The organism is Yersinia sp. 22-579 (assembly GCF_030433455.1).
GTDB lineage: Bacteria > Pseudomonadota > Gammaproteobacteria > Enterobacterales > Enterobacteriaceae > Yersinia > Yersinia enterocolitica.
In genome coordinates this window covers 1-13,010 of sequence record NZ_JAUJTZ010000004.1, presented here as the reverse complement: position 1 = coordinate 13,010, position 13,010 = coordinate 1, and the positions used below count along the sequence as shown (strand labels likewise).

The window sequence follows — 13,010 nt, the reverse complement described above, 5'->3', positions numbered from 1 at the left end:
ACATGTGGGTTGACTACATCGCCATGAAGTATTTGCATTTACTCACAGTGGTTATCAGTATTACGCTGTTTGTGTTACGTTTCTTCTGGAAATGTCGCGGTTCAGCTATGATGGATAGACGCTGGGTAAAAATAACGCCGCATATCAATGATACGCTGCTGTTTGTCAGCGGCATTGTATTGATTTTTATGACTGGATTTTATCCTTTCAGTCCGCAAGGAACCTGGCTGACTGAAAAGTTGTTTGGCGTTATTATCTATATCCTGCTTGGCTATGTTGCATTAGGTAAGCGAACTCGCAGCCAGAATCGTCGCTGGCTTGCCTTTATACTCGCATTGGGTTGCCTGTATTTAATTATAAAACTGGCAACAACTAAGTTACCACTGCTGATGGGATATCTATGAGTAGCATTGCTGATTTCGAATTTAACAACGCGTCCCTGTGTGATGGGGTGTTACTGGTTACCCAGGAGATTCGACAGAATTTTCCACTGGCTGATGTACGCAATCAACTACAACAGCTCGTTGATGATGCCAGGGCTGCAATGCCCGACGGTCTCAATCAGGATCAGCAATTAGAAGTGCTTATCGATCTGTTTTATCGTAAGTGGAAGTTTGGTGGTGCGGGTGGTGTTTACCGCCTGTCAGATGCTATCTGGTTGGATAAAGTACTGGATAAGCGGCAGGGGACTCCGGTATCACTAGGGGTGATTTTCTTGCATATCGCGCATCAACTGGACTTGCCATTGATGCCTGTTATTTTTCCAACCCAATTGATTCTTCGCGCGGATTGGCTAGACGAAGAAATGTGGCTGATTAACCCGTTGAACGGTGAAACACTGAACGAGCATATGCTCGAAGTGTGGATCAAGGGCAATCTGGGCTTGAGTGCCGAATTGGAAGATGAAGATTTGGAAGAAGCGGAAAACACCTTGATTGTGCGCAAAATGCTCGACACTTTAAAAGCCGCATTAATGGAAGAGAAGCAGATGGAACTGGCCTTACGTGCCAGTGAAGCGGTGTTGGCTTTTGATCCCGATGACCCGTATGAAATCCGCGACCGTGGCCTGATTTATGCTCAACTGGATTGCAACCATATTGCTATCTCTGATTTAAGCTATTTTGTCGAACAGTGCCCGGAAGACCCTATCGCTGAAATGATAAAAATGCAGATCCACTCTATTGAGCAACAACGAGTGACGTTGCACTGATACCCGTCATACTTCAAGCTGCATGTGCGTTGGCCGCCTTCCTGCAACTCGAATTATTTTGGGTATATTTATGGTAATCACCTTGTTGAGTAATAACTCACTGTAATTAATTTCGATTTATCCTTTATAAAGGTATTTGTATGAAACAGAAAGTGGTTAGCATTGGCGATATCAAGGTAGCGAATGACCTGCCTTTCGTGCTGTTTGGCGGCATGAACGTGCTTGAGTCTCGCGATCTGGCGATGCGCATCTGCGAGCATTATGTGACTGTCACCCAGAAACTGGGTATTCCTTACGTCTTTAAAGCCTCGTTCGACAAAGCCAACCGTTCTTCAATTCACTCTTACCGTGGTCCTGGCCTGGAAGAAGGGATGAAAATTTTCCAGGAACTGAAACAGCAATTTGGCGTAAAAGTGATCACCGATGTTCACGAAATAAGCCAGTGCCAGCCTGTTGCAGAGGTGGTGGATGTTATCCAATTGCCCGCATTCCTGGCGCGTCAAACTGATTTAGTTGAAGCGATGGCACGGACTGGCGCGGTTATCAACGTGAAGAAGCCTCAGTTTGTTAGCCCAGGCCAAATGGGTAATATCGTTGAGAAATTCAAAGAAGCCGGTAATGATCAGGTTATTCTTTGCGATCGTGGTAGTAACTTCGGTTATGACAATCTGGTTGTTGATATGTTAGGTATCAATGTGATGGTACAAGCGACGGGCGGTCATCCGGTGATTTTCGACGTGACTCATGCATTGCAGTGCCGCGACCCGTTTGGCTCAGCATCAGGCGGCCGCCGTGCTCAAGTGGCTGAGTTGGCTCGTGCGGGCATGGCTGTTGGTTTGGCTGGGCTATTTATTGAAGCTCACCCAGAGCCGAACAGCGCTAAATGTGATGGCCCATCGGCGTTGCCATTAGACAAGCTGGAGCCGTTCTTGGTGCAGATGAAAGCGATTGATGATTTGGTGAAAAGCTTCCCGGAACTTGATACCAGCAAGTAATCCAATCTATCACCTGCTTCCTTGACGTTGTTGCGGTGAATAGACCAAAAGGCAGTGTAGGTCATCTACACTGCCTTTTTTGATCGCGGAAAAGGTTATTTTGTCGCTAAGGCCGTTAAAGCCTCAGGGAGTGAGCCGTAGAAGCTCAACTTACCCTCAATAGGTTGCACCCGCGCTCTTGCCAGCGTTTTCAGCGGTTGGAAAGGAATATCGGTGATAATGAGTTGCTGATGTTCGCCTAAGGCCTCTGTGAAGCGTAGAAACGCATTCAGCCCTCCTGCATCCAGAACTGGTACCGCGTCCCATTGCAGAATGATGGTATCGTAATTTTCGCTACGGCTGAGTAATTCGTTAAATATCCTCTCTGCGGCGGCGAAGAACAGTGGCCCATTAACGCGCAACACTAGCCGATGTTCATTCATTTCAGTAGGAATTTCACTTAGACGGGTCATGCGGGCAATACGGCGCATAAACAGCAGTGAGGCCAATACAATACCTACCGTGATAGCAATCACCATATCGAATAATACTGTCAGACTCATACACAACAGCATGACGATAATGTCATCTTTAGGGCCACGGCGCAGTAAATCGACCACTTTATGCGCCTCACTCATATTCCAGGCCACGATGAGCAGCAACGAGGCCATGGCGGCCAGCGGCAGGTATGACAACATCGGTGCCAAAACCAATAAAGCCAGTAACACCAACAGGGCGTGAATAATTGCTGATACCGGTGAGGTTGCGCCTGCACGGACGTTAGCTGCCGAACGTGCAATAGCCGCAGTGGCGGTGATACCACCAAAGAACGGTGCTACCATATTACCGAGCCCCTGGCCGACTAACTCACTGTTTGAATGATGTTTTTGCCCAGTCATGCCATCAAGAACCACTGCGCATAATAACGACTCAATCGCCCCGAGCATCGCCATCGAAAAGGCTGCTGGCAGCAGTGCCGAAAGTGTTGCCCAATTTAAAACAAATTCTTGTCCATTGGCGGCTGGGAGATGCCAGGGTAAGACAAATTGCGGCAAAATAGGGGGGATACCGTGGCCTTGTGTGCCATCAGCCAATAAATAGCCAAAACGTGAGCCGATAGTAGCAACTTGATGATCAAATAACGATAAAACCGCCATAACAGCGGTACCGGCGACGAGTGCAGGTAAGTGACCCGGTAACTTTAATTTTAATCGTGGCCAGAGAATTAATACCATCAGAGTGACAGTTGCAATTAACGTATCACTGAAGTTGATGGTTGGCAGTGCCTGGGCAAGTGCTGCTACTTTGCCCACATAAGTTTCCGGCACCTCCGGCAAGTGTAGACCGAAGAAATCTTTCACTTGCATGGTGGCGATGGTGATACCAATTCCCGAGGTAAAGCCAAGCGTGACTGACAGCGGAATATATTCAATTAATCGGCCTAATCTGCCTAGCCCCATGCACAATAAAAACACGCCAGAAAGCAATGTCGCCAGTAATAACCCGGCTAGGCCAAACTGTTGTGATACCGGATAAAGGATAACCACAAAGGCCGCGGTAGGGCCAGATACGCTATAACGGGAGCCACCGCTAACCGCAATAACAATCCCGGCAATTGCCGAGGTATATAAGCCGTACTGTGGGGGAACACCACTGGCAATTGCCAGTGCCATAGCCAGTGGGATAGCAATAATGCCGACAGTAATACCGGCAATTATATCTTTTATAAAGCGTTGAAGTGTATAGGTTTCTCGCCAGCAAGCGTCAATAATCGCGCTGAACGGCCTAATGCCGTTAATTCCGTGCGTTTTCATCTAAGGTGCAAACCAAATAAAGAAAAGACAAAATAAATGGCGGGCCAATAAGGGTCCGTCTCGAGTAGCAGATAACCACGATACGCCAATTCACAGCATGAGATCTAGATGTATATCAATCTCTGGTAGAAATAGAGATAACAGCTGGTTTTATAAAGTGGTTTAAATGAACGGATTCATGACCGGCAAGACAATTTTCTGTAAGGCGGAATTCAAACTGCCTATTATCGCGAGTAGGGCATGCTTTGAGCATCAAGTGTTAGAAACTGAGTAAAAAGTATTAACAATAGAAGAATGCAGTTTGTTTGAAGGGGTTTAAATGATTAGGGGATATCCTGTTACTCCAGGATAGGCGGAGGCCGCATAATAAAATTATTCAGGAATAAAGCCTATCTCACAGCTAAGATTTAGGTTAGAAACTATCAATCTCTGCATAATATCTAAGGTTCCGATGAATAATTTAGGGCAAGAACGTGACTTGATTTTAGAAAAAAATCGGCTGCAGGTGTGCGGCCAAAAATCAACACTGAGAATTCAAAGGACTGATGCTACGCCATGAGTGAATTAGATTCTTTGTCGACGCTATACCGAGATGCCTGTGTCACTTATGCAACTCTCTCTATTGGTTATTTTGCCTTAAGTAAGAACAGCCCTTTCTCCTATAATGGAGAGGTTTGGAAGCGTATTGTATTTGGACTAATATCGGGGCTAGTATCACTTTACCTCAATCAAGATCAGTGGGTTATTTCTGGGGCGTATTTCTACAGTTTCGAGCTGATCCCGATTATTTTGGTCACGTTTTATGGCGGTTGGCTAAGTGGTTTAACTGCATTGGTGATAAATTTCACTTTCACCGGTTGGGTGACATTAGACAACGTATTAATAACAATAGTGATTATTCCTCTTTTGTTTTCCAAAGTATGGGAGAAAAAGAGTAGTCGTATCTTTTATACCACTATTATCTTAATTGCCATCTATCGAATGCTTACCGCTGTTTTATTGGTTCCTAATACTCTCTTTTGGACGCAGATTGTGGTATATCAACTTATTTCTGCGCTTTGTTTAGCTATTTGTTATCACGCTCTTAATTTTAAAGAGCGCCATATTTATGCGTATTTCGCGATGAAAAATCGAGCAAACATCGACAAATTAACCCAGTTGAATAACCGGTCAAGTGTCGATTATCGCCTGAGTAGTATTCATCACAATCGCCAGGCATGCGGTTTACTTATTTTGGATCTCGACCACTTTAAGTCCGTTAATGATACTTATGGCCATGATGGTGGTGACATCCTATTAACCGAAGTTGGGAAATTGTTGATGACAGCCGTCAGGGATGAAGATTTTGTGGGTCGCTACGGTGGTGAGGAATTTATTATTATTACTCATAGCCATGATCCACAAGCTATTAAAGCGGTTGCAGAGCGTATTCGGATGCGTGTAGAGAGTTTAGATGTGCAATTGCCTGATGGACGAAAAGTTAAGGCGACAATTTCAATTGGGGCCTCTATTTATTTACCGGGGATGTCGATGTTAAAGGCATTGAAAATGACGGATGAAGCACTGTATCAGGCGAAAAATCAAGGTCGTAATCAGGTGGTTTATAGCCGATTAATGCCTTTTTCTCCGCTGGGTGACCGCATGGTTAAAGACAAACGCCGACGCTCTTTATAATGAATATACCCGTCATACTTCAAGCTGCATGTGCGTTGGCTGCTCTCGCTTACCCGAATCACTTACTTGAGTAAGCTCATCGGGATTTACTCAATTGCTGCCTTCCCGCAACTCGAATTATTTTGGGTATAGACTCCGAATTTGGTACCAAAGAAAAAGGCCCTGACTTTCGTCAGAGCCTTTCGCTCGAATATGGCGGTGAGAGAGGGGTTCGAACCCTCGATACACTTACGCGTATACACACTTTCCAGGCGTGCTCCTTCAGCCACTCAGACACCTCACCGTTTCGTTACTGCGCTATGCACTGCAACGGGGCGGTACTATAGTGACCGGCAAGCAGATGGTCAAGCAGTATTTATTTGTTGTTTGTCATCTGGTTATTCCGCGCGCAGATAGACTGATTCACAAACAAATAAGATGAGTTTAACGCCACTTTTGTGCCTGACTTGGGGAATCAACCATCACGTAATCTGCGCCAAGATCTTTAGCTAATTGATAATCCTCGGCTGAGTTTATGCCAATCAGCAAGATTTTTGCCTCTTCGCTTCTTCTGAAACAGTCCATTGCTGACTGATTCCAAACCAATTGGGTACGGGTCGTCCCTTTACCCAAGGTAAACTTCTCCACGACTTTTACATCGCGTCTTAATTCAAAAGCATAATATTTGTTTTGGCTATTGGGGAATGAATTGCTCCTATTCTTGGCAATTATGCATTTATCAGCCATAACGGCATTAGCCAGAATTTTGCGGGTTTTATTACGTGATTCGAATTTATTAAAATGTTGAGGGAGTGCATCGAGATATTTTTGTTCAGTAGAATAGAAAAAGAGTCGATCAGCTGACTCGGTGCTATTTTCTAAATTTATTATGGCGTCAGCCATTACTTCTGGCTCAGCATCAGGGGATTTAATATCAATAATAAACTTTACCTTAGGGTAGGATAAAAGTATCGAGTACAATGAAGAAATCTTGTATCCCCAGCCACGGTAAATATAGGGGTCACCCTGCTTAAAGTGATAAGCCGCATCTAATAATAGTAATTCATCAAACGTATATTTAGAAACTGGGCCATCACCGTCAGTTAACTCGCTTAAATCTTTGGGCCGATATAGCACCGGTACACCGTCTTTACTGAGTTGAACGGTAATCCAGACCATATCAACGTTATTTGACAAGGATTTACTAATAGCATGCCGGGTATTTTCAGGGAAGTCGGCAGTACCAGCCCGATGAGCGACTATAAGAGGGGAAGCAAATGAAGTTTGTAGATAAAAGAGAAATAACAAAGAAATAAAAGAAAGTTTCATATATTTATACCCCCTGTGGATTATATTCCAAAATCGAAATACGCCTCACGTTGTAGCATGGGATGCCACAGGGCTACATAATCAATTAATGACAAAGGTTATGTATAGTTGCTGGTATGCCACGAAAATTATTATCAACAGTCTGAAATGAAAAAAAGCCCATTAATCTCATGGGCTTTTCACTTTAATATGGCGGTGAGGGAGGGGTTCGAACCCTCGATACGCTTACACGTATACACACTTTCCAGGCGTGCTCCTTCAGCCACTCAGACACCTCACCGTGTTACTGCTTGTACCATCAGCCACGTTCAATGGGGCCGACCGGCGTAATGTAGGCAAAAGTGTGCCCAGCGTCAACCCTCTTATGTGCGCTTTGTCGTTGTTTAGCTAAAGTTACAGCAATTTGCTGATTTCATCGTCATTTCTTGCGAGTAGCGCTTGCATCTGCGAGCTAATCGCGAAAGTCTATTCAATACTTTCGCAAGGAGCTGGCAAATAATGAATATTATTTTTTATCACCCATTCTTTGAGGCAAAACAGTGGTTATCAGGGCTACAGTCGCGCTTACCCACCGCGAATATCAGGCAATGGCGGCGTGGTGACACCCAACCGGCAGATTATGCGCTGGTTTGGCAGCCACCTCAGGAGATGCTCGCCAGTCGTGTTGAACTAAAAGGGGTGTTTGCGTTGGGGGCGGGGGTGGACGCTATATTGGATCAAGAGCGGCGTCATCCCGGAACATTACCTGCGGGCGTGCCATTGGTGCGGCTGGAAGATACCGGGATGTCTTTGCAGATGCAAGAATATGTCGTGGCAACCGTATTACGCTATTTCCGTCGTATGGATGAGTATCAGCTGCAACAACAACAGAAGTTGTGGCAACCCCTCGAACCGCATCAACACGATAAATTCACCATAGGCATTCTCGGCGCGGGCGTATTAGGGAAAAGTGTTGCCCACAAGCTGGCCGAGTTTGGCTTTACTGTCCGTTGTTGGAGCCGTACGCCAAAACACATTGATGGAGTGACCAGTTTCGCTGGTCAAGAAAAGTTACCCGCTTTCATTCAGGGGACACAATTGCTGATTAATCTCTTGCCCCATACCCCACAGACAGCCGGTATCCTTAATCAGTCTCTCTTTTCACAACTGAATGCCAATGCCTATATCATCAATATTGCACGGGGAGCGCACTTATTGGAGCGGGATTTACTGGCAGCAATGAATGCCGGGCAAGTCGCGGCGGCGACATTAGATGTGTTCGCTGAAGAACCACTGCCGTCAATGCATCCTTTCTGGAGCCATCCCCGAGTCACCATTACGCCACATATTGCTGCGGTTACCTTGCCAGAGGTAGCAATGGATCAGGTGGTTGCCAATATTCAGGCAATGGAAGCAGGAAGGGAACCTGTTGGGTTGGTTGATGTTGTGAGGGGGTACTGATTTAGGGGCTGCTACGGTTTGAGGGGACTAACGAGATTGCCGGCGAGGTTTTAGCGCTGCTGATGAGAAGAATTCCTGCTATCATTAGCGCACTATGCTTTGCCTGCAAAAAAGCTATCCCGCCTTAAAAAGACCTTGTGGAGTAGTCATGTATCCTGTTGATTTACATATGCATACCATTGCCAGCACCCATGCTTATAGTACCCTGCACGATTATATCGCCGAAGCTAAGCTAAAAAATATCAAACTGTTTGCCATTACTGATCATGGCCCGGATATGGCTGATGCCCCGCATTATTGGCACTTTATGAACATGCGAGTATGGCCGCGGTTGGTTGATGGCGTGGGGATCTTGCGTGGCATCGAAGCGAATATTAAAAATCTGGACGGCGACATTGATTGTACCGGCCCGATGCTGGATGCCATAGACTTGCTAATTGCCGGTTTCCACGAGCCAGTGTTCCCGCCTCAAGATAAGGCCGCTAACACTCAGGCGATGATTGCCACTATGGCGCAGGGGAATGTGCATATCATCAGCCACCCCGGTAATCCTAAGTATCCGGTTGATATTAAAGCGATTGCTGAAGCTGCTGCAAAATATAATGTGGCGCTGGAATTGAATAACTCATCATTTACACATTCACGTAAAGGGAGCGAAGCGAATTGTCGCGCGATTGCTGAAGCAGTAAGGGATGCTGGTGGCTGGCTGGCCTTGGGTTCGGATTCCCATATTGCTTATTCATTGGGAATTTTTGAACATTGTGAGCGCATTATTGCTGAAGTGAATTTCCCGCAAGAGCGAATTTTGAATGTCAGCCCGCGACGTTTGCTGAATTTCCTTGAGCAGCGTGGCCGAGCGCCGATACCGGAGTTGGCCGGGTTGTGATTTTTATGTGACGTTGTCACATTTCTTTGATTTAGAAACCAATAAGAAACAGGATTATGTAAATGAATGATTTTTCTCTGGTGTGTCGCGTTCTTGGGTCGCTTTTTTATCGTCAGCCACAGGACCCACTGTTAGAACCACTTTTTACGTTGATCAGTCAGGGTAAATTAGAACAGCATTGGCCACTAGAACAAAGTGAGTTATTGGTACGTCTGCAACAGGAGTATCTGCCTGAAGCTCTGGCCGCGGATTATAATGCTCTGTTTGTGGGCGACGAACGCAGTGTTTCGCCTTATGGTTCCGATTATGAAGATGCTCGCCCAGAAGCCGAGGTTAGAGCTTTTCTTCAACAACGCGGTATGCCGCTAGGAGAAGCGCCAACAGACCATTTTGGTGGTTTATTACTGGCGGCCTCGTGGCTGGAAGATCAAGCTGCGGAAGATGAAGTGGCGGCGCAAATCGAACTGTTTGATGCTTATCTACTGCCTTGGTGTGGCCGTTTTTTGGGTAAAGTTGAAGCTCATGCCACCAGTGGTTTTTATCGCACTTTGGCACAGCTGAGCCGCGAAGCATTGCAGGCCATGTGGGATGAACTTTCAGAAAACAGTGATACGGAGGAGTAAGCACCCCGTATCATTATGATTAAATGTGCGGTGCCAATTAGTCCGTTAGTGGGATGACTAATTGGCCCGGTTTCACTTCTAAGCCTTTTGCCAATTTTTTCGCCATCGCCTCAGCTTTACTCTTTTCACCGTCCAGCACATAAGCAGGTTGCTGATCAAAATAAGATTTCAGTGACTGATTTAAATAAGGTGTCAGTGCTTTCATCACTGAATCCATTTTCTCCGGTTTCACCGTATAGTCAGTCAATTCCATATCTTTCAGGAAGATGGCACCTTTTTCGCGATCAAATGTTGGTTGCGCTTTTAAGGTTAATGTCATGTCGGCAGTTTGAGGGCCAAGGATCGACGTAATATCGACTTTGGCATTACCGGTTAATGTGACTTTGCCGGGTTCAGCACGACCAATTTGGCTCTGCAATTGTGTTAACGTGATATGAGCATCAACCAGCCCTGGGATACCAATCTGTTTTTCATAGTTATTATGTTTTTGCAGATAATCATTAACTTCTTGTTCGCTCAAAGTGTACTGAGTCAGTTGGTTACAGCCAACCAGTGTCGCAGTAACCACCAGCGCCGCAGCGCCCCACATTAATTTATTCATTAAAGCCTCGTAACAATGACATTAAACAAACCGAATTGACCTAATAGTAACTGGTTAGCATATCGTTTTGTATTATTTACCCTGTTTGTTCAATGATGGTTGGGATGGAGAATAGTGCAGCAGAGTATGCTGGTTGCCAATCAGATAACCCTGAATCGGGATGGGTAACGCCGGAGCGGGCTGCTCCGGCGAGTGACACGCTAGCTGCCGCTTAACATGGCTGACTCAATGCGGCGTTGATTAAACTGCCAGTACAGCCCAACGAGTGTAATTAAACCAATAACGCCCAGCAGGAACCAGGGTAACTCGGGCATTTCCAGCGTTCGGCCGGTATCGTACATCCAACCCCCGCCGGTGTAACCCAGCGCGCCACCGAGGGCCAGTCCAAGACGGCTAAAGCCCATATAGCTACCGCGTGCGCGCGAATCTGCCAGTGAAGCACTCAGTGTCTCGCGGGCGGGTTCGGCAATAATAGAACCCATATAGAAGAAGCAAATAAACATAAACAATGTTTGCAGATGGGTAATCAGGCCTACAGGGAACAGGCTTAATGTCATTATCAACAAACCGAACATTAAACGCTGTTCAAGGCGAAAACGCTTTTCACTCCAGCGGGCAATCGGGTAGAGCAAAGTCAGTGAGAGTGCGGCTTCAATGGCATACATCCATTTAACCGCGGCAGGGGAGCCGGCAATTTCATTGACTACAATCGGCAGCATCAGCATGACCTGCACCGACAACATGTAATATCCAGTCAGGGTTAGGACATAGGTGACAAAACGGCGATCACGTAGCACGCGCATCAGGCCTTCTTTCATCGGCGCACGTACGGTGGAGATTCGATAAGCCGGCAGCAGCCAGACGTTCCAGCCTGCGGCCAATATAAAGATAACCGCGCCGGTCCAGCAGACAAAATGAAAGTCGTATTGCAACAGCCAACTGCCGATCAATGCACCGATGACTGCTCCCGCACTGTCTTGCATCATCAAGAGGGAATAGAAACGGCCACGCTCATGGGGGCGAGTTAACTTGATAACCAAGGCGGTACGTGGCGGGTCAAAGAGGGTTCCTCCCAAACCAGACAGAGCACAAGCTAGCCACAGTATCCAGGGTTCGTCGGCCATCGCCATTAAGGCAAACCCTGCCGCACGCATCAACATACCGGTGACTATCATGGGTTTTGCGCCAAAACGGTCAGCGATAGCACCGCCGAAGATGCCAAGCCCTTGTTGCACCAGTTGCCTTAATCCCAGCGCCAGACCCACGAGTACCGCAGCCCAACCTAACTGATCGACAAATCGGATAGAGATGAGTGGGAAAACAACGAAGAAACCCAACACAACTAATAAGTTATCAAGCAATAAAAAGTACTTACCCAAGCTCCGAGCTTGCGATACCAAGGCCATGCTTCACCGTCAGAAATTTAAAAAGGAGGGAATAGAAAATACGTTTATAGTTTGAAGTATTATACAAACTATATCCTTTGTGAGAGCGGTAATAATGATAACAACTAATAATAGGGCTGCATACCGTTATGCACGTGTTTCTACAGAGAAATATAGTGGTGGTTACGGGATAAGTCGATAGGTCAATAATTCTGTAAATTACTTTAAAAATCAATTTGATAAATAAAAATCAGCTTTACTTCTAAACGTGAATCATAGGGTTTGGCTGTGTGCAGAAAGTTCCTCAGCATTTAAAGGTAAAAAAATGCGCAGATAGTTCCATATTGAAATTATTTGTCACCGGAGTTATCAGCAGAGACATCATCAATGCGTGTTACGAACAGTTTCGGGGCAGCAGCCAAATGGGGTAACAATTGTTGATAATAAATATGAAATCCACCGGTGGGGAAAAAATGACGTTAGGCCAACTTTGCTTTCTGGCATCTTTTATTAGTATATAAAAATTATAATCTGGCTTTTATCTCAAGCAACTTTGATATCAGTGAACCCGACAGCTATTACTGGTGCTAAGTATAAACTGTGCAAGCAAAAATCCTAATTTTAAGTTGTATGATTGCAGTATCACACAAAAATCAGATATCATATGAAATTGTTTAATGCGGATAGTAGGTTATTATGGACGATAAAAGTATAGAGAAGACTTTGATAGGAAAAAAATTTATTTCCAAAAGGGACATAAAGTTTATATACAAACAAGCAACAGGAAACAATTCTTCATTAGAGGTCACAATAATTAACCTCAAAAGAATATTTTTATTTATGGTTTCTTTGCATCTCTTGCTTTTTTTTATTGGTGTCACTATTTTTATTACAAGCGATTTCTCTTTTTTTAGATCTTATTTAGTTACAGCAGTATTTGGTATCATTATGATGCACTTCGTCGCTCCCATTACGTTAGGAGCGAAGTTGTTTTTTGTATCACTGAAAGAGTAATTTGATTAGCGTTATTTGCTATCGTTAATTGCTTTAACTGATAAAGCATTACCGGTGCCTTCAATCGCTAATGAACCATAT

The 13,010-nt window shown here is 45.3% G+C and carries 11 protein-coding genes and 2 tRNA genes; 7 read left to right on the top strand and 6 right to left on the bottom strand.

Annotation, left to right across the window (positions count from 1 at the left end; translation table 11 throughout):
* Window positions 1-2 precede the first annotated feature (2 nt).
* From QSV56_RS05815 to kdsA, 3 genes are all read left to right on the top strand, one after another.
* A complete protein-coding gene (locus QSV56_RS05815; protein ID WP_046050806.1) occupies window positions 3-404 on the top strand; it encodes a SirB2 family protein in 402 nt (133 codons plus the stop codon).
* On the top strand, window positions 401-1,210 hold the full coding sequence (gene sirB1 / locus QSV56_RS05810; protein ID WP_011816540.1) for an invasion regulator SirB1: 810 nt from the start codon (window positions 401-403) through the stop codon (window positions 1,208-1,210). The genes QSV56_RS05815 and sirB1 overlap by 4 nt, the downstream gene beginning before the upstream one ends.
* A gap of 140 nt (window positions 1,211-1,350) precedes the next feature.
* Window positions 1,351-2,205, top strand: coding sequence for a 3-deoxy-8-phosphooctulonate synthase (kdsA, locus tag QSV56_RS05805; RefSeq protein ID WP_019079652.1), 855 nt, complete (start codon window positions 1,351-1,353; stop codon window positions 2,203-2,205).
* 95 nt (window positions 2,206-2,300) lie between these two features.
* Here kdsA and dauA read toward each other — a convergent pair whose 3' ends face one another.
* Window positions 2,301-3,998 carry a C4-dicarboxylic acid transporter DauA gene (dauA, locus tag QSV56_RS05800; RefSeq protein WP_019083224.1) on the bottom strand — a complete coding sequence of 566 codons (1,698 nt, stop codon included), beginning with the start codon at window positions 3,996-3,998 and terminating at the stop codon, window positions 2,301-2,303.
* A gap of 555 nt (window positions 3,999-4,553) precedes the next feature.
* On the opposite strand from dauA, the gene QSV56_RS05795 reads away from it, so the two are divergent.
* The gene (locus tag QSV56_RS05795; protein ID WP_050298247.1) at window positions 4,554-5,672 is read left to right on the top strand and encodes a GGDEF domain-containing protein; all 1,119 of its coding nucleotides are present in this window, start codon (window positions 4,554-4,556) and stop codon (window positions 5,670-5,672) included.
* A 193-nt stretch (window positions 5,673-5,865) separates the two neighbouring features.
* Here the strand turns inward: QSV56_RS05795 and QSV56_RS05790 are convergent.
* The 3 genes from QSV56_RS05790 to QSV56_RS05780 all read right to left on the bottom strand — a co-directional run bounded on the left by QSV56_RS05790 (window position 5,866) and on the right by QSV56_RS05780 (window position 7,260).
* A tRNA-Ser gene (locus QSV56_RS05790) sits at window positions 5,866-5,955 on the bottom strand.
* 140 nt (window positions 5,956-6,095) lie between these two features.
* A complete protein-coding gene (locus QSV56_RS05785; RefSeq protein WP_050298246.1) occupies window positions 6,096-6,980 on the bottom strand; it encodes a glycerophosphodiester phosphodiesterase family protein in 885 nt (294 codons plus the stop codon).
* A 190-nt stretch (window positions 6,981-7,170) separates the two neighbouring features.
* A tRNA-Ser gene (locus QSV56_RS05780) sits at window positions 7,171-7,260 on the bottom strand.
* A 218-nt stretch (window positions 7,261-7,478) separates the two neighbouring features.
* On the opposite strand from QSV56_RS05780, the gene ghrA reads away from it, so the two are divergent.
* From ghrA to QSV56_RS05765, 3 genes are all read left to right on the top strand, one after another.
* Window positions 7,479-8,420, top strand: a complete 942-nt coding sequence (gene ghrA, locus QSV56_RS05775; protein ID WP_046050808.1) for a glyoxylate/hydroxypyruvate reductase GhrA — start codon at window positions 7,479-7,481, stop codon at window positions 8,418-8,420.
* 148 nt (window positions 8,421-8,568) lie between these two features.
* Window positions 8,569-9,306 carry a phosphatase gene (locus tag QSV56_RS05770; protein ID WP_019083221.1) on the top strand — a complete coding sequence of 246 codons (738 nt, stop codon included), beginning with the start codon at window positions 8,569-8,571 and terminating at the stop codon, window positions 9,304-9,306.
* Window positions 9,307-9,368: 62 nt separating this feature from the next.
* The gene (locus QSV56_RS05765; protein ID WP_019083220.1) at window positions 9,369-9,929 is read left to right on the top strand and encodes a molecular chaperone; all 561 of its coding nucleotides are present in this window, start codon (window positions 9,369-9,371) and stop codon (window positions 9,927-9,929) included.
* A gap of 37 nt (window positions 9,930-9,966) precedes the next feature.
* Here QSV56_RS05765 and QSV56_RS05760 read toward each other — a convergent pair whose 3' ends face one another.
* Together QSV56_RS05760 and mdtH are read right to left on the bottom strand one after the other, a co-directional pair.
* Window positions 9,967-10,530 (bottom strand): lipoprotein, encoded by a 564-nt coding sequence (locus QSV56_RS05760; RefSeq protein ID WP_046050809.1) that lies wholly within the window; start codon window positions 10,528-10,530, stop codon window positions 9,967-9,969.
* Between the two features lie 200 nt (window positions 10,531-10,730).
* Entirely contained in the window at window positions 10,731-11,936 is a 1,206-nt protein-coding gene (gene mdtH / locus QSV56_RS05755) for a multidrug efflux MFS transporter MdtH (protein ID WP_005161289.1), read from the bottom strand.
* Window positions 11,937-13,010 lie beyond the last annotated feature (1,074 nt).